The following is a 20,700-nucleotide window of genomic DNA, read 5'->3' on the forward strand; positions in this document are numbered from 1 at the left end:
CTGTCTCTCCTATCCGGCGAGCTGCAGCCTGTTTTCCTCGGCCGTCAGCTTCACGTCGCGGACAGAGTGGAGATTGCCGAGCGCGACGGCAAGCTCGGAGTCGAGGCGGAAGTCGCGGCCGAGCAGTACCTCCGCCTCTCCGCCGTCCGCCAATGCGGCGAAAACCCGCACCTCGCCGCGCCCGCCGCGATGATTGTGAAGAAGCGTTGCCAGCGCCGGCATCGCGGCGGCATCGTCGATCCGCGCGGTGATGGTCATACGCGCGGCGGTCGCCATCGTCTCCAGCGGGACGATGCGGCGAACGGTGACGCGGGCGCTGTCCTCCCCGGCGCGGCGGTCGAGCTCGACGGTCAGCAGGCCACAGCCGCCGGCGCGGCCGGCTTCCTCCAGATCGACCGACACGTCCTCGTCGAAACAGGTTGCGGGCACTTGACCCGACTGGTCGCTCAGCGTCATCATCAGATAGCGTTTGCCGCGCGCGGAGGTGCGCCAGCGCGCATCCTCGACCAGCGCGGCGATCATCGCGCCCGACCGCGCACCCTCCGCCACCGGTACTTCGCCCAGCGCCGCGATCTGGCGCGCGCCCTGCCCGCGCGCGAGATGCGCGTAGCGATCGAGCGGGTGACCGGAGAAGAAAAAGCCGAACGCCTCCTTTTCGGCCTCGATCCGCTGCATCAGCGTCCAGCGGGCGCCCTTGGGCAGCTGGATCGCGGTGCGGCCGGGCTCGGCCTCGCCGAACAGGCCGCCCTGGCCGCTGGTGCGATTCTGTAGCGTGCTGGTGGCGACCGCCAGCATCGTCTCCGCCGCGGCGGCGATGCCGGCGCGGTTCGTCTCGATGCCGTCGAACGCACCGGCCGCCGCCAGAGTCTCGACCTGCCGCTTGTTCAGCAGGCGCGGATCGACGCGGCGCGCAATGTCGTCGAGCGAGGCGAAGTTGCCGTTCGCCTCCCTCTCAGCGACGACCAACTCCATCGCGCGTTCACCCACGCCCTTCAGCGCGCCGAGGCCGTAGCGGACGGCAAACCCGTCGCCATGCGTCTCGACCGAGAACTCCGCCTCGCTCTGGTGCAGGCACGGCGGCAGGCAGGGCACGCTCAGCCGCTTCATGTCGTCGACGAAGATCGCCAGTTTGTCGGTCTGGTGGATGTCAAAGCACATCGAGGCGGCGTAGAATTCGTGCGGGTAATGCGCCTTCAGCCACGCGGTCTGATACGCCAGCAACGCGTAGGCAGCGGCGTGCGACTTGTTGAAGCCGTAGCCGGCGAACTTGTCGATCAAATCAAACAGCTGGTTGGCGTAGGGCGCCGGGATCTGGTTGTGCGCCGCGCAGCCTTCGACGAAGGTGGCGCGCTGGGCGTCCATCTCCGCCTGGATCTTCTTGCCCATCGCGCGGCGCAGCAGATCGGCGCCGCCGAGCGAATAGCCCGCCAGGATCTGCGCGGCCTGCATCACCTGTTCCTGATAGACGAAGATGCCGTAGGTCTCCGACAATATCTGTTCGAGCAGCGGGTGGGGATAGGCGACATCCTCCCGCCCGTTCTTGCGCGCGCCGAAGCTCGGGATATTGTCCATCGGACCGGGCCGGTAGAGCGAGACGAGCGCGATGATGTCGCCGAAGTTCGACGGGCGTACCGCGCTCAGCGTGCGGCGCATGCCTTCGGATTCCAGCTGGAACACGCCGACCGTGTCGCCGCGCTGGAGCAGCGCGTAGACGTCCGGATCGTCCCAGCGCAGCGTGTCGAGATCGACGTCGATGCCGCGCGCGGCGAGCAGGTCGATCGCCTTCTTCAGCACCGACAGCGTCTTCAGGCCGAGGAAGTCGAACTTCACGAGTCCCGCGCCCTCGACATATTTCATGTCGAACTGCGTGACCGGCATGTCCGAACGCGGATCGCGATAGAGCGGCACCAGCTGGCTGAGCGGACGATCGCCGATCACGACGCCGGCCGCGTGGGTTGAGCTGTGGCGCGGCAGCCCCTCCAGCTTCATCGCCAGGTCGAGCAGGTGGCGGACGTCGGCGTGGTTCTTGTATTCGGCGTTCAGCTCCGACACGCCGTTCAGCGCGCGGCTCAGCGTCCACGGGTCGGTCGGGTGGTTGGGGATCAGCCCGGCGAGGCGGTTGATCTGGCCATAGCTCATCTGGAGCACGCGGCCGGTATCCTTCAGCACCGCGCGCGCCTTCAGCTTTCCGAAGGTGATGATCTGCGCGACCTTGTCCGAGCCGTACCGCTCCTGGACGTAGCGGATGACCTCGCCACGCCGCGTTTCGCAGAAGTCGATGTCGAAATCGGGCATCGACACGCGTTCCGGGTTCAGGAAGCGTTCGAACAGCAACCCGAGCTTGATCGGGTCGAGATCGGTGATACGCAGCGCCCATGCGACCGCCGAGCCGGCGCCCGAGCCGCGGCCCGGACCGACCGGAATATCGTGATCCTTCGCCCAGCGGATGAAGTCCGCGACGATCAGGAAATAGCCGGGGAAGCCCATCTGGATGATGACGTCGAGTTCGAACTCCAGCCGCTCGCGATACGCCTGCACCGCCGCGTCGTCGGCGATGCCGGCCTTGTCCAGCCGGAACGCCAGACCGGCGCGCGCCTGATCCCGCAGCATCGTAGCCTCGCCCGCGATGTCGCCGGCGATGCTGGGGAGGATGGGTTTGCGCTTGGGCGCGGCGAAGGCGCAGCGCTGCGCGACGACCAGCGTGTTGGCGATCGCCTCCGGCACATCCTCGAACAGCGCGCGCATGTCCTCGGCCGGCTTCATCCAAGCGTGGGCGGAGCTTTTCGGGCGGTCGTCGCTGGCGACATAGGTGGAGTTCGCAATGCACAGCATCGCGTCGTGCGCCTCGTGAAAATCGCCTTCCGCGAAACAGCATGGATTGGTCGCGACCAACGGCAGGTCACGGGCATAGGCCAGCTCGATCAGCTGTGCCTCTGCCCGCGCGTCGACGTCGCCGCAGCGCTCGAGCTCGATATAGAGGCGATCTGGAAATAGCGCCTGCAGTCGGTCCGCATAGGCGGCGGCATCGGCGGTCTGATCGTCGGCATAGAGCCGCGCGAGCGCCCCCTCCCCACCCGCGGTCAGCGCGATCAGCCCATCGGTGCGACCGTCGAGCGCGTCGAGAGAGACGTGAGCATCCTCCTCCACCGGCCGGTCGAGGTGCGCCATCGAGACGAGCGCGCACAGATTGTCGTAACCGGTCGCGTCCTGCGCATAGAGCGCCAGCCAGTCGATCGGCCCGGCCAGCCCCTCGGGTCCGGGGCGGCGGACGGCGAGCAGCGTACCGACGATCGGCTGGACGCCCGCCTCCTTGCACGCATCGCCGAACGCCATCGCGGCATAGAGCCCGTTGCGATCGGCGAGCGCGACGGCGGGAAAGCCCAGTTGCTTCGCCCGCTTGGCGATCGCCTTGGGCTCGATCGCCCCTTCGAGCATCGTGTAGGAAGAGAAGACACGTAGCGGGACGAAGGCGGAATGGGGCACGGGCCGAGGATAGGCGCTGCGGCGTGATTCTGGAAGGTCGATGGGCGGATTATCCACACCTGTGATCGCTGCAGGCTGACATCCCTGCCCCGCCCTACAGCAACGCCTCGATATCCTTCGCCATATCCGCGGGCTTCGTCGTTGGGGCGTAGCGATCGACCACCTTGCCCGCGCGATCGACGAGAAACTTGGTGAAGTTCCACTTGATCCCCTGCGAGCCCAGCAGCCCCGGCGCCTCGGCCTTCAGGCGACGGAACAACGGGGCCGCCTCGTCGCCATTGACGTCCACCTTCGCAAACAGGGGGAAAGTGACGTCGTACGTCAAAGAACAGAAGTTCGCGATCTCGGCCGCATCGCCGGGCTCCTGCCCGCCGAACTGGTTGCACGGAAAGCCGAGCACGGCGAAGCCGCGATCGGCATATTGCCGGTGCAGCGCCTCCAGCCCCTCATATTGCGGGGTGAAGCCTCATTTCGAGGCGACGTTGACGATCAGCAGCACCTTGCCAGCGTGTGCCGACAGGTCGGTTGCCGTGCCGTCGGCGGCGGTCACAGGGATGTCGGTAATCGCGCTCATTCCAGTCGCCCCTCATGCAGCCGCACGACCCGGTCCATCCGGCGCGCCAAGCGTTCGTTGTGGGTCGCGACCAGCGCGGCCGAGCCCTGATCGCGGACCAGCCGCAGAAATTCGGCGAGGACGACGTCGGCGGTCGCTTCGTCCAGATTGCCGGTTGGCTCGTCGGCCAGCACCAGCGCCGGGCGGTTGGCGAGCGCACGAGCGACGGCGACACGCTGCTGCTCGCCGCCCGACAGCTGGCTCGGGCGGTGGGTCAGGCGGGCGCCGAGGCCGAGCGTCTCAAGCAGGGATGCCGCGCGCGCATCGGCATCCGCGCGGGTGGCACCGTGGATCAGCTGCGGCAGCACGACATTCTCGAGCGCCGAGAAATCGGGCAGCAAATGGTGGAACTGATAGACGAAGCCCATCTGCTTGCGCCGCACGCGCGTGCGACCGGCGGCGTCGAGCTTCGCGGCCTCTTCACCGGCGATGCGGATCGACCCCTCGAACCCCCCCTCCAGCAGGCCGACCGCCTGAAGCATCGTCGACTTGCCGGAGCCGGACGGGCCGAGCAGCGCGACGATCTCGCCGGGTGCGACCGACAGGTCGACGCCGCGCAACACCTCGATGGTGATGCCACCTTGCGTGAACGCGCGGCGCAGGCCGGTGGTGGACAGGGTCGGGGCGGTGCCAGCGGGATTAGTCATAACGCAGCACCTGCACGGGATCGGTGCTCGCCGCCTTCCACGCCGGGTACAGCGTGGCGAGGAAGCTGAGCAGGAACGCCATCAGCGCGACGGCGACGACCTCCAGCGTATCGGTCTTGGCGGGCAGCAGCGTCAGGAACCGCATCGAAGGATCCCAGATGTCGCGCCCCGTTACGAAGCCGAGAAAGTTCACCACGCTCTGGCGGTAGACGATGATGATGGCGCCGAGCACGAGCCCCGCGAGCACGCCGACGCCGCCGATCATCGTGCCGACCGTGATGAAGATGCGCATCATGCCGCCCCGCGACGCGCCCATGGTGCGCAGGATCGCGATGTCGCGGGTCTTCGCGCGGACCAGCATAATGAGCGAAGACAGGATGTTGAAGACGGCGATGACGATGATGATCGATAGGACGACGGTGGTGACGAGCCTATCGACTGACACTGCTTCAAACAGCGTCGCGTTCATCTCGCGCCATGACACGACGACGCCGCGCGAACCGACCGCCTTGGCGAGCGGGCCGGTCACCGCCTCGACCCGGTCGGGATCGGCAGTGTCCATTTCGATCATGCCCACCGAATCGCCCATCAGCAGCAACGTCTGCGCATCCTCCATCGGCATGACGACATACGCCTTGTCGAAATCGTAGATGCCGACTTCGAAGATGGCGCCGACCCGGTAGGAAACGATGCGCGGCACCGTGCCGAACGGCGAAGCCGGTCCCTGCGGGCTGATGAGCGAAATCTCACTACCCAACGTCGCGCCGAGCGAACTGGCAAGGCGCGAGCCGATCGCGACCTGTCCGCCACCCGGCGTCAGATTGGCGAGCGAGCCGGCGAGCACGCCCTTCGTCAGCGTCGGGTTCGCGCGAATGTCCTCGACGCGCATGCCGCGCACCAGCACCGCGTCGACCCGCCCGCTGAAGCCCGCCATCAGTGGCTGCTCGATCAACGGTGTCGCCTGGGTCACGCCCGGCGTGCTGCGGGCCTGCTCCAGAACGGTACGCCAGTCGCGTAACTGGCCGGCATAGCCCTGCACCACGGCATGGCCGTTCAGCCCGACGATCTTGTCGAAGAGTTCGGCGCGATAGCCGTTCATGACGCTCATCACGACGATCAGCGCGGCGACGCCCAGCATGACAGCGACGAGGCTGATCCCGGCGACGAGGGCGATGAACGCCTCCCCCCGCCCGGGCAGCAGATAGCGACGGGCGATCATCCGTTCGTAACGCGAGAGCAGCATGAGGTTCGCTCTAGGTACAGCCACCGTCACCGGCAAGCGGCGTGTTGCACGAATCCCACACGCTGCGCCCAATCGTCGCAGGAGTGTCGCAAAGCGGATGACAAGCCGGGGGTGCGGGCGTACCCAGACATCACTGAAACACAGGCAACGGCCGTGGTTCGGGGAGGCCTTTCGGCCCCGTTCGTCTGGGAGGGCGAGCGTGTGGGCCGAGGGTTAAAAAATCAGGGGGCTGACGAGTTATCGTCACGCAGGACGCCCGGGTCGGAAACGGCCCGGGCGTTTCGCGTTTCGGCGAAGGCCGCGAAGCGGACGATGCGCAAAGCGCATCGCCGAAACCGGCCGGCGGGTCGGGCGTAAGCCCGAACCCGGCCGACGGCTTTGCCGGCGGCGCAACGTTATTCGACACGTTCATTACGTACGCTGGCGAGCTCCCACATCCGTTCGCCCTGAGCTTGTCGAAGGGCTGCCCTTCTTCCCTGCTCCGGGTGTGCGGCGCGAAAGAAGGGCAGTGCTTCGACAAGCTCAGCATGAACGGTAGTGATGGCGTGCCTGAGGCATAGCCGCCGGCGAAGCCGTCGGCCGGGTTCGGGTTTCTCACCCGACCCGCCGGCCGGTCGGGTTGCTTCGGCAACCCGCCTAGAAGCTAAGCTTCACCGTTCCCCCGATCGTCCGCGGATCGGCCAACTGCGCCGAGATCAGCCCGGTATTCCCCGGCGTCACCGCCAGCGATTCGAAATAGTCCTCGTCGAACGCGTTGCGGACCCAGGTGAAGATGTCGAATTTGTCGGTGCGGAAACCGAAGCGGAAGTTATGGACCGAATAGCCGTCGATGTCGGTGTAGATCGAGCGCGAGGCGTTGGAGGAAAACTTCGTGCGGAAATTGGCGTCGTAGCCGAGGTACACCGCGCCGTTCAGGCCGAAGACGGTTGCCGGCTCGTTCCACTCGCCGCCCGCCGCCGCCGCCCATTTCGATACGCCCGGCAGCCACTGGCCCGAGACGTTGCAGTTGGCGGGGCTGATACCGCCCGGGGTCGCAGGTGCGCTCTGCGTCTGGCCTGCAGTCGCGGTCGTGCCGCCGGCGAGTTCGGGCGGGCATGGCGCGTCGACGAAACGGAGGAATTTCGCATCGGTGAAGGCGCCGCTGACATAGGCGCTGACCCGCTCGGACGGGCGCACCGACAGGTCCGCTTCCAGACCGCGCACGCGCACCTTCTCGGCATTGGCGAGATAGCCGCGCAGCACGTTGCTGCCGCTGACGTTGCTGATGACGCTGGCCTGAAAATCCTTGATCTCGGTCCAGTAGCCGCTGAGGTTGAAGGTCGCGCGACGGTCCCAGAATTGCGTCTTCAGCCCGGCCTCGAAATGATCGACCTTCTCCGGGCGGATCTGCGCCACGTCGAGCGACGGCGTGCCGTCCGCCCGGCTGGGTACGCCGTTCAGGTTGATGCCGCCCGTCTTGAACGACCGCGCATAGGTCGCATAGCCGAGCACGTCGCGCGCGATCTTGTATGAGAGGTTGAGATCGTAGGAGAGGTTCCAGCCGCTGAACTTCGGCTCGAAGAACTGTGACGCCTGCACCCCGCGCTGCGCCGCCGTCCACGGATCGTTATACGAGGCGCTGGTCGGGTCGGAACTGACGATCTGGCGCGTGCCGTTCGACGCCGTGCCGGTGACGACCGAGTTGTAGAGCCCGTCCTTGCGATCATAGTTGACGCGGATGCCGGGCGAGATCGTCAGCGCATCGGTGACGCGCCAGTTGAGCTTGCCGAAGGTCGCGAGGCTGAGGTTGTCGAGGCGGATGTCGTTTTCGGCGAGCACACCGTTCAGCACGGCCGGGTTGCGTGAGAGCGCACTGCTCGGCGCCAGCAGCCAGGCGCTCGCGGCGGTCCCGGTCTCCTGCACGCCGGTGGTGTGGATCTTCTGATAGAAGGCGAAGCCGCCGAGCACGAAATCGAAGCGGTTCGCCTCGTACGCGTAGCGAAGCTCCTGCGTATACTGGTTCTGCTTCGTCGGATTGTTGACGCGGGTATAGACTGGCAGGCCGGTGAAATCGCGATCGTTCTTCGGGCCCCAGTCCCAATAGCGCCACGCGGTAACCGAGGTCAGCGTACCGCCGCCGACATCCCATTCGGCGCGTAGCGAGGCGCCGCCGATCTCGTTACGCGCCGCGAGCGCGGCGTCGAGGTCGGTCAGGCGATCGAACGGATCGGTGCTGGGCACGCGATAGCCGGGGAAGAGGGCAGTGAGCGCGGCATATTGCCGGTTGGCGGCGCGCTGGGTCGTGCCGACGCGGGCATAGATCTGGCCGCAGCAGATCGGGTCCTGCAGGTTCCAGTCACCCGACAGCGTCAGCCGAAGGCCGTCGAGCGGCTTCCACAGCAAGGCGCCGCGCAGACCGAGATTGTCCTGCGAGTTGATCCACGTGCTGGTCTTCACGTTATAGACCGTGCCGCGCCGATCGGTGCTCGAGACGCTGATCCGCGCGGCGAGCTTGTCGGTCAGCGGTCCGGATACCGAAGCCTTCGCCTGCTTGAAATTATAGTTGCCGACCGAAACCTCCGCCCGCCCCTCGAAATCGAACGACGGCGCACGGGTGGTGACGTTGATCGCGCCGGCGGTGGTGTTCTTGCCGTACAGGGTCCCCTGCGGCCCGCGCAGCACCTCGACCTGTTCGACATCGACGAAGTCGAGCGTCGCGGCAGCGATGCGGTTGTAATAGACCTGATCGATGTAGAGGCCGACGCCCTGTTCGAACCCGTCGTTGGTCAGGCCGAATGGCGCACCGATACCGCGGATGTTGATGAAGGTGTTGCGCGGATTGGTCGAGAAGAACTGTAGTGTCGGCTGCAGCTGCGTCAGGCGGTTGAGATTATAGGCGCCCGTCGCTTCGATTTGGCCGGCATCGACCACCGAGATGGCGACGGGCACATCCTGCACATTCTCTTCACGGCGGCGCGCGGTGACGGTGATCGTGCCGGCATCGGCGCTGCCCTGCGCGAGATTGCGGGCGGCCTGGGTATCATCGGCGGCGACCGGCGTAGTGGGATCGGGAACGGCTGGCAGGGCGGTCGTCGTCTGGAGCAGGATGGCAAGCGGCAGCAATGGCGTCATCGAGAAATCTCTCCTTCGCCATCATATTCCTACTCAATTACTCTGTTTTGGTAGCAAGAAGCACTTTCGTTGCGAGAAGCGCCGCTTCGTATCGTGCGTTTGCAGGGACTTGGCCCCTTGACAGCCGGGTGAGCCGTTCCAAAATCGAGGCCACGCGGCGCCATATGGGCCGCGATGATCCGCCATCGCCCGCGTCGTCGGCCGGGGCGGATCGCCGTGACGAAACGCTCAAACAAGAGGCTTTGACATGCGACAGATCGACTTCACCCCATACCGCCGTTCGACCATTGGCTTCGACCGGTTGTTCGACCTGCTGGAACAGGGCACGCGCGGCCCCGCCCCCGACAATTTCCCGCCGTTCAATCTCGAGCGGCTGAGCGAGGATCGCTATCGTATCACGCTCGCCGTGGCGGGCTTCCGTCAGGACGAGATCGACATTACCGCCCAGCAGAACCTGCTGACGGTCGCCGCCCGCAAGGCGGAGACGCAGGACAATGCCGCGCAGATGCTGCACCTCGGCATCGCCAACCGCGGGTTCGAACGGCGCTTCGAATTGGCCGACTTCATCCGGGTCGAGGACGCGAACCTGTCGGACGGCCTGCTGGTCGTGACGCTGGTGCGCGAAATCCCCGAGGCGATGAAGCCAAAGAAGATCGCGGTCGGCGGTGCCACTCCCGCCACCCCCGCGGTCGAGCACCGCGACGCCGCATAAGCGGCCCGCCCGAGCTGACGACGGCGGTTATTCCCTTTCTCGCCGTCGTTGGAGGGGCGCCCGGACCTGTGGTTCGGGCGCCCTTTCTATATCTTAATCAGACCAGCCGGCTCTTCTTCACCGCCGCCTCGATAAAGCTCGCGAACAACGGGTGCGGCTCGAAGGGCTTGGACTTGAGTTCCGGATGGAACTGCACACCGACGAACCATGGGTGTTCGGGCCGTTCGACGATCTCGGGCAGCGTGCCGTCCGGCGACATGCCCGAGAACAACAGCCCGCCAGCCTCCAGCCGGTCGCGATAATGGACGTTCACCTCGTAGCGGTGGCGGTGGCGCTCGCTGATGTCGGTCGTGCCGTAGATGGCCGCGACGCGGCTGTTCCCGGCCAGGGTCGCGTCATAGGCGCCGAGTCGCATCGTGCCGCCCATGTCGCCGCCCGCCTCGCGCTTCTGGAGCCCCTCGGCGGTCATCCATTCGGTGATGAGGCCGACGACCGGTTCGTCGGTCGGGCCGAACTCAGTGGTCGAGGCGCCTGCGATCCCGGCGGTGTTCCGCGCCCCCTCGATGCAGGCCATCTGCATGCCGAGACAGATGCCGAAATAGGGCACCCCGCGTTCGCGCGCGAAGCGGACGGCAGCGATCTTCCCTTCCGATCCGCGCTCGCCGAAGCCACCGGGAACGAGGATCGCGTGGCACGGCTCCAGCTGGGCGGCGACGTCGTCGGGGTCTTGTTCGAACAGTTCGGCGTCCAGCCAACGGATGGTGACTTTCACCCGGTTCGCGAGGCCGCCGTGGACCAGCGCCTCGTGCAGCGACTTGTACGCATCCTGCAGGCCGACATACTTGCCGACCACGCCGATCGTCACCTCGCCCTCGATATTGGTCAGGCGGTCGATGATGTCGTCCCAGCGACCGAGATCGGGTGAGCCGTCGACATCGATGCCGAACGATTTCAGCACCGCGGTGTCGAGCCCTTCGGCATGATATTGCAGCGGCACGCCGTAGATCGACTTCGCGTCGAGCGCGGGGATCACCGCCTCCTTCGCGACGTTGCAGAACAGCGCGATCTTCGCACGGTCGCTGTCGGGCAGCGGGCGTTCGCAGCGGCAGACCAGCACGTCGGGCTGGATACCGAGCGCGGTCATGTCGCGCACGCTGTGCTGCGTCGGCTTGGTCTTCAATTCGCCGGCCGCGGCGATGTACGGCACCAGCGTCAGATGGACGAAGCAGGTGTTGGCGCGGCCGATGTCGTTCCGCAGCTGGCGGATCGCCTCCATGAACGGCAGCGATTCGATGTCGCCGACGGTCCCGCCGATCTCGCACAGCACGAAATCGAGGTCGTCGGTCTGGTTCCGGGCGAATTCCTTGATGGCATCGGTAACGTGCGGAATGACCTGCACCGTCGCGCCCAGATAATCGCCGCGACGTTCCTTGGCGATGATGGTCTGGTAGATGCGACCCGAGGTGACGTTGTCGCTCTGCCGCCCCGCCACGCCGGTGAAGCGCTCGTAATGGCCGAGGTCGAGATCGGTTTCCGCCCCGTCGTCGGTCACATAGACCTCACCGTGCTGATACGGCGACATCGTGCCCGGATCGACGTTCAGATACGGATCGAACTTGCGGATACGGACCCGATAGCCGCGCGCCTGAAGCAGCGCGGCGAGCGATGCGGCCATGAGGCCCTTGCCAAGCGACGAGACCACGCCGCCGGTGATAAATATATACCGCGCCATGGGAGAAGACGCCTAACCTTGAACATGCGGGAAGGGCAAGCGCGGATGTGTCCGCGCCTGTGTGAACAGCCAGCCGAACCGGCCGAAGCTTACTGCTGGAGCGGAACGCCCGACTGGTTGGCGGGGGCAGCAGCGTTGCCGCCCTGCGCCGCCGCGGCAGCCGCCGCCTTCAGCGCATCGTCATTCACGGGTGCGCCCTGCTGCGTCGCCGGGACCGGTGCGGTGCGGGCGAGCGAGGTGTCGATCGTCGTCGAGCGGTGAGTCGCGGCGATGAACGCCAGCGTGATCGACATCAGGACGAAGGCGGTCGCCAGCACCGCGGTCGCGCGCGTCAGGAAGTCAGCGGCGCCGCGCGCCGACATCAGGCCGGACGGGCTGCCGCCCGTCGTCAGGCCGCCGCCCTCCGAGCGCTGCATCAGGATGACGGTGACCAGCAGCGCGGCGATGATCGCCTGAACGACGAGGAGGAAGGTGAACATGGGCGGGCACATAGGCGACGCCGTGCCCGCGATCAACCGCCGGCCGCGCGCATGTCTGCCGGACATTTCGCAACCGCACTGAAACCCCGGGCGTGCGGAGGCGTTAATGATTTCAACAGCTCCGGTCCCCCGCCGGTGCCCGAATGTGCAAGTGGACACCGGACAGTGAATGCAATTCCGGAAAAGAAATCCCTCTTCTCGTGGATGCACACGCTCGTCGATTACGTGCGGTCCGGCGAGCCCGACCTGACCAACCGGCAGATGGCGCTGCTGATGCTGGTCTACCTCGATCCCGGCCCCCATACGGTGCGCGGTCTGGCCCGCGCGCTCAATGTCTCGAAACCGGTCGTCACTCGCGCCTTGAACAGGCTGGGGGCGCTGGGCTATCTGCGGCGCCAACGCGACGATGCCGACAAACGCAATATCTTCGTCGCCCGTACGCCTAAGGGGGCAGATTTTCTTGACGAGTTCGGGCAGTTCCTCTCCGGTGACGGACCACCGGCCAACGCCGGTGCCGGCGCGCGCCACGCCATCGCGTAAGCGGTTCGCGCTCACCGGGCGCAGCCTCGATTTCGATCCGCGCGTCACGGCGGCGCGCGGGGACCTGGCGGACCTGCGGCTGGCCGACCGTATCTTCGCCCCCCATTATGCTGCCGCCGTCGCCCGCACCGCAATCGAGCGTACGCCGCTGCTGGCGCAGCATGGCGGCGAGCCAGTGTCCGAACTGTTGCGCGGTGAACGGTTCGATGTGCTCGAACTGTCGCATGGCTATGCCTGGGGCATCGCCGCGGTGGACGGCGCGGTCGGATTCGTCGCGATGGATGCGCTCGGCGCGCCGCGCGAGATGACGCATGTCGTGTGTGCGAATGGAGGCGAGGCCCCGGTCGGCACGTGCCTGACCGCGGACGAGGCGCAAGCCGGTGATTCGGCGACGATGCGGCCGCTCGACAAGCCGGCGGGCGATTTCGTGGCGCTGGCGGAAGGGCTGGTCGGCACTTCCACCGTCGCCGGCGGGCGGTCCAGCGGCGGTGTGGATTCGGGCGGGCTCGTGTCGCTTACCCTTTCGCTCGCGGGAATCCGCAGCCCGCGCTACCCCGATCTTCAGGCGCAGTCGCTGGGGCACGAAGTGTCGAACGACGCGCCGGTCCTGCGCGGAGACCTGTTCTTCACCGACGACGGCAACGTCGCGATCGCCACCGGCGACGGGTCGGCGATCCGGGTCGGCGCGACGGCGGTCGAGCGGGTCGGCGTCGATGCGATCGGCCCGGTCGCGATCCGGCGGCGGCTGCCATGAAGCGTAGCGTCTTCATCGACGGCGGCGCCGGCACCACCGGTCTGGAAATCCGCGAGCGGCTGTCCGGGCGAGACGAGATCGAACTTGTCACGCTCGACGGCCACCGGCGCAAGGATCCTGCCGCGCGCCGTGCCGCGCTGAACGACGCCGATTTCGTCGTGCTGTGCCTGCCCGACGATGCGGCGCGGGAGAGCGTGTCGCTGATCGACAATCCGCGCACCCGCATCATCGACGCCTCCACCGCGCATCGCACGGCGGAGGGCTGGACTTACGGCTTCCCTGAACTCGAGCCGGCGCAGGCGGCGGCGATCGCCGAATCGGCGCGCGTCACCAATCCGGGGTGCTACCCCACCGGTTTCCTGGCGCTCGTCCGCCCGCTGGTGCGCAGCGGTCTGATTCCGGTCGACCTGACGCTGAGCATCAACGCGGTGTCGGGCTATTCGGGCGGTGGCCGCTCGATGATCGAGACGTTCGAGGGCAGCGGGAAGCCGACCGTGTGGCAGGGTTACGCGCTGTCGCTGGCGCACAAGCATGTGCCGGAGATGCAGCGTCACGCCCGGCTGGAGCATCCGCCGATCTTCCTCCCTTCCGTCGCGAACACCTATCGCGGCATGGTGGTGCAGGTGCCCCTGCCCGTCGCCGCACTACCGCGATCGGTGACGGCGGAAGGAATCGCGGACGTCTGGGCCGGCGCGTATCGCGACAGCCGCATCGTCACCGTCGGCTCGCCCGACACCGCGACGATCGAGATCGAGGCGGATGCCGGCACCGATCGGCTGACGCTGCGCGCCTTCGGCAACGCCGCGCGCGGGCACGTCCTGCTCGTCGCGACGCTGGACAATCTGGGCAAGGGTGCGGCGGGGGCAGCGGTGCAGAACCTGAACGTAATGGCGGGGTTCGATCCTGCCGCCGGGTTGGTGCTGTAGGGCGCATCGAAGTCCACCGCCCGATCGACACCGTGCTCCCGCGCAGGCGGGAGTCCAGGGTAACACGCGGCGCCCTGCGCGGCTCTGGACTCCCGCCTGCGCGGGAACAACGGTCGTAGGCACGCCCGCCGCCCCCCACCATTTTCGCCCCGCCGCCTTGCCCCCCGCCCCTCAGTCGCTAGGAAGCGGCGGACGCCGAGTGCCCGAGGGAATGCAATGACCGACGCCGTTGGCAAGCTGCTGCTGTTCGGAGCGACCGGGGATCTGGCGCAGCGGATGCTGATCCCTTCGCTCTATGGCCTGCATGCAGATGGCTTGCTGCCGACCGGCCTGACGATCACCGGCACCGCGCGGTCCGAACATGACGACGCCGGCTATCGCGACTTCGCCCGCGCCGCGCTCGATGAATTCCTGCCCGAGGATCGCAAGGACGCGGGCGCTATCGCCAGCTTCCTCGACCGGGTGTTCTATCAGGCGCTCGACGCCTCGACGCTCGACGGATTTCCGGCACTGGCGGAGAAGGTCGGCGATGTGGCTGGCGGGCTCGCCATCTTCCTGTCGACCGCGCCGTCGCTGTTCGAACCGACGATCAAGGGGTTGCAGTCGGTCGGACTGGCGGGATCGACGGTGCGCATCGGGTTGGAGAAGCCGCTCGGCCACGACCTCGCCTCCAGCCGCGAGATCAATGACGCCGTCGCCGCCGCCTTCCCCGAGGAACGGACGTTTCGCATCGACCATTATCTGGGCAAGGAAACCGTCCAGAACATCCTCGCGCTGCGCTTCGGCAACTCGCTGTTCGAGCCGGTCTGGAATGCGCGCGGGATCGACCACGTCCAGATCACCATCGCCGAGACGGTCGGCTTGGAGGATCGCGCCGGCTATTACGAGGGCGCGGGCGCGCTGCGCGACATGGTGCAGAACCATATCCTGCAACTCGTCGCGCTGATCGCGATGGAGCCGCCGGCCCGGTTCGACGGCACCTCGATCCGCGACGAAAAGGTGAAGGTACTGCGCTCGCTGCGCCGGATCGAGGCGAAGGACACTGACCAGTTGACCGTCACCGGTCAATATGGCGCGGGAGCGGTGGGCGAGAAGGTTGTGAAGAGCTATGCCGACGAGCTCGGCAAGCCATCAACGACCGAGACCTTCGTCGCGATCAAGGCGCATGTCGACAACTGGCGGTGGCAGGGCGTGCCCTTCTACCTGCGCACCGGCAAGCGGCTGCCCGCGCGTCAGAGCGAGATCGCCATCCAGTTCAAGCCGGTGCCGCATTCGATCTTCGCCGATCGCGGTGGGAAGCTGCAGCCGAACACGCTCGTGATCCGGCTCCAGCCGGAGGAATATGTCCGCCTGCTGGTCATGGCCAAGCAACCGGGCCTCGATCGCGACGGCGTGCGCCTGCGCGAGGTGCCGCTGAACCTCAGCCTGGAGCATGAGTTTGCGGGTGCCAGGCGGCGGATCGCCTACGAACGGCTGCTGCTCGACCTGATCGAAGGCGATCCGACGCTGTTCGTCCGCCGCGACGAGGTCGAGGCGCAGTGGCAGTGGATCGATTCGATCCGCGCCGGCTGGAGCGCGAACGACGTGAAGCCGAAGCCTTATCCGAGCGGCAGCTGGGGGCCGTCGGCGGGCATCGCGCTGACCGAGCGTGACGGGGTGACGTGGACGGAGTGATCGCAACCGGAGCCTTACATTCCCCGTTCGTGCTGAGTAGAGACTGAGCGAAGTCGAAGGCTCGTATCGAAGTACCGCGAGCCACCTGTCCTTCGATACGCCGCTTCGACTTCGCTCAGCGGCTACTCAGGACGAACGAATAGAAAGCAGCTCATGACGACCGAAATCGAATGGTGGGATTACGACGACGCGGCCGAGATGGCGCAGGCGGTGGCCGGCGACATCGGCTTCATCATCGAAAGCGCGATCGACGCACGCGGCGGGGCGGTGATAGCGCTAGCCGGCGGGCGCACGCCGCTGCCGATCTACGAACACCTCGCCAAGACGAAGCTCGACTGGAAGCGCGTGACGATCGTGCCGGGCGACGAGCGCATCGTTCCGCTGGGCGATCCGCTGTCGAACGTCACTGCGATCGGCAAGGCGTTCCTGCCGAAGGGCGCGCGGGTGATCCCGCTCGTCTCGGCGACCGCGCCCGATCACAAGGCGGCGGGCCGCGCGGCGGATGCGCTGTTGCAGGACCTGCACTGGCCGCTGGACCTGTGCCTGCTGGGCGTGGGCGATGACGGCCATGCCGCCTCGATCTTCCCCGGCCCCGATTTCGACGAGGCGCTGAACGGCCCGCGCGAACGCCGCGCGCTCGGCGTGCTGCCTGAACCGATGCCCAAGGATGCGCCGGTCGCGCGCGTGACGCTCAGCAAGGCCGCGATCGCCTCGGCCCGCGCGCTCATGATCGCGGTGACGGGCGATGCCAAGCGTGCGGTGATCGAGGAAGCGGTGAAGGCGGGCCAGTCCTCGCCCTATCCGATCGGGCGCATTCTGGCGGACGTCGAATTACCGGTCGATATCCACTGGGCGCCTTGAGCACGATCACCCTCACCCTTCCCACCGGCTGCGCCGGCGGGCACCTTCCCTCTCCCATCGGGAGAGGGAGGGAGGCGCGAAGCGCCGGAAGGGTGAGGGTGACAAACTGGATCTGATGATGACCAACATGCACCCCGACGTCGCCGCCGTCACCGACCGCATCATCGAACGGTCGCGGGAGAAGCGCGCCGCCTATCTCGCGCTGATCGCCGCGGAACGGGAGGGCGGGGTCGATCGGCCGATGCTGGGCTGCGCGAACCTCGCCCACGGTTACGCCGGGACCGACGAGGACCGCGAGACGATGCGGCGCGGGGGTCGCATGAACATTGGCATCGTCAGCGCGTACAACGACATGCTGTCGGCCCACGCGCCCTACTATCGCTACCCCGAGCAGATGAAGGTCTGGGCGCGCGAGGCGGGGGTGACCGCGCAGGTGGCGGGCGGCGTGCCGGCGATGTGCGACGGCATCACGCAGGGCTATCCCGGCATGGAGCTGTCGCTGTTCAGCCGCGACACCATCGCGCTGTCGACCGCGGTGTCGCTGAGCCACGGCATGTTCGAGGGCGCGGCGCTGCTCGGCATCTGCGACAAGATCGTGCCGGGCCTGCTGATCGGCGCGCTGCGGTTCGGGCATCTGCCGATGGTGCTGATCCCAGGCGGGCCGATGCGGTCGGGCCTGCCCAACAAGGACAAGGCGCGCGTCCGCGAACTCTATGCCGAGGGCAAGGTCGGCCGCGAGGAACTGCTCGATGCGGAGATTGCCGCCTATCACGGCAAGGGCACCTGCACCTTTTACGGCACCGCCAATTCCAACCAGATGATGGTCGAGGCGATGGGCCTGCACATGCCCGCCGCCGCCTTCGCCAACCCGGGCACGAAGCTGCGCCAGGAACTGACCCGCGCCGCCGTCCACCGGCTGGCGAAGATCGGCTGGGACGGCGACGACTATCGCCCGATCGGGGCGTGCGTGGACGAGAAGGCGGTGGTCAACGCCGCCGTCGCGCTGCTCGCCACGGGCGGGTCGACCAATCACCTGATCCACCTGCCCGCCATCGCGCGGTCGGCCGGCATCCTGATCGACTGGGAGGATTTCGACCGGCTGTCGCGCGTCGTGCCGCTGGTCGCACGGGTCTATCCCAACGGTTCGGCCGACGTGAACGCGTTCGAGGATGCCGGCGGCACCGCCTTCGTGATCCGCGAGATGCTGCGCGGCGGGCTGATGCACGGCGACATCCTGACGGTCGCGGGCGAGTTCGCCGATTACGGCCGCAAGCCCGAGATGGACGGCGACGCGCTAGTATGGCGCGAGGTGGCAGAGGCGCCGGGCGACGACACCATCCTGCGCCCGGTCGGCACGCCCTTTTCAGACGAGGGTGGCTTCCGCATCCTCGCCGGCAATCTCGGTCGCGCCTGCATCAAGGTGTCGGCGGTCGAGCGCGACCGCTGGATCATCCAGGCGCCGGCGCGCATCTTCTCCGACCAAGCATCGGTGCAGGCGGCGTTCCAGGCGGGCGAGCTGGACCGCGACGTCGTCGTCGTCGTCCGGTTCCAGGGACCGCGTGCCAACGGCATGCCCGAACTGCACAAGCTGACCCCGCCGCTGGGCGTGCTCCAGAACCGGGGCTTCCGCGTGGCGCTGGTCACTGATGGGCGCATGTCGGGCGCCAGCGGCAAGGTGCCGTGCGCGATCCACCTGTCGCCCGAGGCGCTGCACGACGGCCCGATCGGCAAGCTGCGCGATGGCGACATCGTGCGGCTGGATGCCGAAGCCGGCGTGCTCGCCGCGCTGGTCGATCCGGCCGAATGGGACGCGCGCGTCCCCTTCGACGCACCGCCGCCGGCGCAGGGCACCGGCCGCGAGCTGTTCGCGATGATGCGCGCCGGCTGTTCGACCGCGGAGAAAGGCGCATCGGCAATGCTCGCGGCGGCCGGGCTGTGACCGCGGTCGTTGCCGTCGATATCGGCGGCACCCACGCCCGCTTCGCCATCGCCGAGGTCGAGGGTGGCCGCGTCGTGACGCTGGGCGAACCGGTGACGCTAAAGACCGCCGAACACGGCAGCCTGCAACTGGCGTGGGAAGCGTTCGCCGAGACGCAGGGCGGCACCCTGCCCCGCGCCGCCGGCATCGCGGTCGCATCGCCGATCGGCGGCGAGCTCATCAAGCTGACCAACAATCCATGGATCATCCGGCCCGCGCTCATCAGCGACCGGCTGCGCGTCGATCGCTGGACGCTGGTCAATGATTTCGGTGCGGTGGCGCATGCCGTCGCGCAGGTGCCCGACAGCGACTTCGTCCATCTGTGCGGGCCCGACGGCCCCCTGCCCACGTCGGGCATGCTGACCGTCTGCGGACCCGGCACGGGCCTCGGCGTCGCGGGCGTGCTGCGGCTGGCGAGCGGCGGCTATCACGTCGTCGAATGCGAGGGCGGCCACACCGATTTCGCACCGCTCGACCGGATCGAGGACGCGCTGCTCCAGCATCTGCGCCAGACCTACAACCGCGTGTCGGTGGAGCGCATCGTCGCCGGCCCCGGCATCGTCGCGATCTACGAGACGCTCGCGGCCATCGAAGGACGCGCGGTGGCGCGGCTCGACGACAAGGCGATCTGGACCTTGGCGCTGGATGGCAGCGACAGTCTGGCGATGGCGGCGCTCGACCGCTTCTGCCTGTCGCTGGGCGCGGTCGCGGGCGATCTCGCGCTGTGTCACGGGCCGAAGGGGGTCGTGATCGCAGGCGGCCTCGGCCTGCGCCTGAAGGATCATCTGCTGCGCTCCGGCTTCGGCGAGCGCTTCGTTGCCAAGGGCCGCTTCCGCTCGCTGATGGCGAGCATCCCCGTCAAGCTCATCACCCATCCCCAGCCCGGCCTCTACGGCGCCGCGGCCGCCTTCGCGCAGGAGAATCCTTCATGACCGACATCGAAACCATCATGCGCACCAGCGCGGTCATCCCCGTGCTCGTCATCGACGACGCCGCGACCGCACGACCGCTGGCCGAGGCGCTGGTGGCAGGCGGGCTGAAGGTGCTGGAAGTGACGATGCGCACCCCGGCCGCGCTCGACGCGATCCGCGAGATGAAGCAGGTGACCGGCGCCATCGTCGGCGCGGGCACGGTGGTATCGACCGAACAGTTCGCACAAGTGATGGATGCGGGCGCCGAATTCATCGTCTCGCCGGGCCTTACCGAAACGCTGGGCCGTGCGATCGTGGACAGCGGCGTGCCCTTCCTGCCCGGCATCGCAAATGCGGGCGACATCATGCGCGGCTATGAGCTGGGTCTCCGCCACTTCAAGTTCTTCCCCGCCGAAGCGAACGGCGGCCTGCCCGCGCTGAAGGCGCTGGCGGCGCCATTCTACGAGGCGAAGTTCTGCCCGACCGGCGGTATCACCGCCGACAGCGCGCCGACCTATCTCGGCTTCGATCCCGTGCTGTGCGTCGGCGGCAGCTGGGTAACGCCCAAGGGTGCTTCGATGGCTGAGGTCGAGCAGCTCGCTCGCGCCGCCGCCGCGCTGGCCCGATGACCCACGCCCCCCTGCATGTCGCGGGCGACCGCGCGCAGGGGGACGGCAATTTCGACGCCACGCTGGGAAGCGATGGCATAATGGAGATCGTCATTCGCGGAGTCTGGAGCACGGCGCAGGCCGACCGTTTCTTCATCGCGCTGATGCCGCTCTACCTGACCTGCCGCACCCACCATGGCACCGTCCGCGCGCTGATCCGCGTCGAGAGCGTGCAGATCCCGACCGTTGCGATGCACGTGCGCGAACGCATCCTGGCGATGAAGATGGCGGGCGACCGCAACGCCATCGTCGTCGCGAGCTTTCTGTCCCGATTGCAGATCAACCGGTTGGCGAGCAACGACAATTTCGGCCTGTTCACGGACGCCGCGACCGCGCGGGCGTGGTTGCTGGGGTAACGCAACGCCTCC

17 protein-coding genes are annotated in these 20,700 nt (G+C 67.4%); 10 read left to right on the plus strand and 7 right to left on the minus strand.

Translation table 11 applies throughout. From position 1 onward, the window contains the following. Window positions 1-9 precede the first annotated feature (9 nt). From dnaE to ACX40P_RS08925, 5 genes are all read right to left on the minus strand, one after another. Complete coding sequence (gene dnaE, locus ACX40P_RS08905; protein WP_459125951.1) at window positions 10-3,483, minus strand: DNA polymerase III subunit alpha; 3,474 nt, start codon at window positions 3,481-3,483, stop codon at window positions 10-12. Window positions 3,484-3,577: 94 nt separating this feature from the next. Continuing rightward, window positions 3,578-4,057 carry a glutathione peroxidase gene (locus tag ACX40P_RS08910; protein WP_459125952.1) on the minus strand — a complete coding sequence of 160 codons (480 nt, stop codon included), beginning with the start codon at window positions 4,055-4,057 and terminating at the stop codon, window positions 3,578-3,580. Next, window positions 4,054-4,743, minus strand: coding sequence for an ABC transporter ATP-binding protein (locus ACX40P_RS08915; protein ID WP_459125953.1), 690 nt, complete (start codon window positions 4,741-4,743; stop codon window positions 4,054-4,056). Before ACX40P_RS08915 ends, ACX40P_RS08910 begins: the two co-directional genes overlap by 4 nt. Next, window positions 4,736-5,986 (minus strand): lipoprotein-releasing ABC transporter permease subunit, encoded by a 1,251-nt coding sequence (locus ACX40P_RS08920; protein WP_459125954.1) that lies wholly within the window; start codon window positions 5,984-5,986, stop codon window positions 4,736-4,738. Before ACX40P_RS08920 ends, ACX40P_RS08915 begins: the two co-directional genes overlap by 8 nt. Window positions 5,987-6,622: 636 nt before the next feature. Next, entirely contained in the window at window positions 6,623-9,097 is a 2,475-nt protein-coding gene (locus ACX40P_RS08925; protein WP_459125955.1) for a TonB-dependent receptor, read from the minus strand. Window positions 9,098-9,344: 247 nt separating this feature from the next. Between ACX40P_RS08925 and ACX40P_RS08930 the strand changes: the two genes are divergently transcribed. Then, window positions 9,345-9,809, plus strand: a complete 465-nt coding sequence (locus ACX40P_RS08930; protein ID WP_459125956.1) for an Hsp20 family protein — start codon at window positions 9,345-9,347, stop codon at window positions 9,807-9,809. 97 nt (window positions 9,810-9,906) lie between these two features. On the opposite strand, the gene ACX40P_RS08935 is transcribed toward ACX40P_RS08930, so the two are convergent. Both ACX40P_RS08935 and secG read right to left on the minus strand, forming a co-directional pair. Further along, the gene (locus tag ACX40P_RS08935; protein WP_459125957.1) at window positions 9,907-11,541 is read right to left on the minus strand and encodes a CTP synthase; all 1,635 of its coding nucleotides are present in this window, start codon (window positions 11,539-11,541) and stop codon (window positions 9,907-9,909) included. 89 nt (window positions 11,542-11,630) lie between these two features. Further along, a complete protein-coding gene (secG, locus tag ACX40P_RS08940; protein WP_459125958.1) occupies window positions 11,631-12,020 on the minus strand; it encodes a preprotein translocase subunit SecG in 390 nt (129 codons plus the stop codon). Window positions 12,021-12,224: 204 nt separating this feature from the next. Here secG and ACX40P_RS08945 point away from each other — a divergent pair, with 204 nt between their 5' ends. The 9 genes from ACX40P_RS08945 (at window position 12,225) to ACX40P_RS08985 (ending at window position 20,688) form a co-directional block, all read left to right on the plus strand. Continuing rightward, entirely contained in the window at window positions 12,225-12,560 is a 336-nt protein-coding gene (locus ACX40P_RS08945) for a MarR family transcriptional regulator (protein ID WP_459126050.1), read from the plus strand. Beyond that, on the plus strand, window positions 12,532-13,314 hold the full coding sequence (locus ACX40P_RS08950; protein WP_459125959.1) for an NlpC/P60 family protein: 783 nt from the start codon (window positions 12,532-12,534) through the stop codon (window positions 13,312-13,314). Before ACX40P_RS08945 ends, ACX40P_RS08950 begins: the two co-directional genes overlap by 29 nt. Continuing rightward, entirely contained in the window at window positions 13,311-14,240 is a 930-nt protein-coding gene (gene argC, locus ACX40P_RS08955; protein ID WP_459125960.1) for an N-acetyl-gamma-glutamyl-phosphate reductase, read from the plus strand. Before ACX40P_RS08950 ends, argC begins: the two co-directional genes overlap by 4 nt. Before the next feature lie 216 nt (window positions 14,241-14,456). Next, on the plus strand, window positions 14,457-15,914 hold the full coding sequence (zwf, locus tag ACX40P_RS08960; RefSeq protein WP_459125961.1) for a glucose-6-phosphate dehydrogenase: 1,458 nt from the start codon (window positions 14,457-14,459) through the stop codon (window positions 15,912-15,914). A 153-nt stretch (window positions 15,915-16,067) separates the two neighbouring features. Then, window positions 16,068-16,775, plus strand: coding sequence for a 6-phosphogluconolactonase (gene pgl, locus ACX40P_RS08965; RefSeq protein ID WP_459125962.1), 708 nt, complete (start codon window positions 16,068-16,070; stop codon window positions 16,773-16,775). A gap of 127 nt (window positions 16,776-16,902) precedes the next feature. Further along, a complete protein-coding gene (edd, locus tag ACX40P_RS08970; RefSeq protein WP_459126051.1) occupies window positions 16,903-18,714 on the plus strand; it encodes a phosphogluconate dehydratase in 1,812 nt (603 codons plus the stop codon). Beyond that, window positions 18,711-19,685, plus strand: coding sequence for a glucokinase (gene glk, locus ACX40P_RS08975; protein ID WP_459125963.1), 975 nt, complete (start codon window positions 18,711-18,713; stop codon window positions 19,683-19,685). Before edd ends, glk begins: the two co-directional genes overlap by 4 nt. Continuing rightward, window positions 19,682-20,293, plus strand: coding sequence for a bifunctional 4-hydroxy-2-oxoglutarate aldolase/2-dehydro-3-deoxy-phosphogluconate aldolase (eda, locus tag ACX40P_RS08980; RefSeq protein ID WP_459125964.1), 612 nt, complete (start codon window positions 19,682-19,684; stop codon window positions 20,291-20,293). The genes glk and eda overlap by 4 nt, the downstream gene beginning before the upstream one ends. After that, window positions 20,290-20,688 carry a hypothetical protein gene (locus ACX40P_RS08985; protein ID WP_459125965.1) on the plus strand — a complete coding sequence of 133 codons (399 nt, stop codon included), beginning with the start codon at window positions 20,290-20,292 and terminating at the stop codon, window positions 20,686-20,688. The genes eda and ACX40P_RS08985 overlap by 4 nt, the downstream gene beginning before the upstream one ends. Window positions 20,689-20,700 lie beyond the last annotated feature (12 nt).

The sequence above is a fragment of the Sphingomonas sp. RS2018 genome, assembly GCF_054489605.1.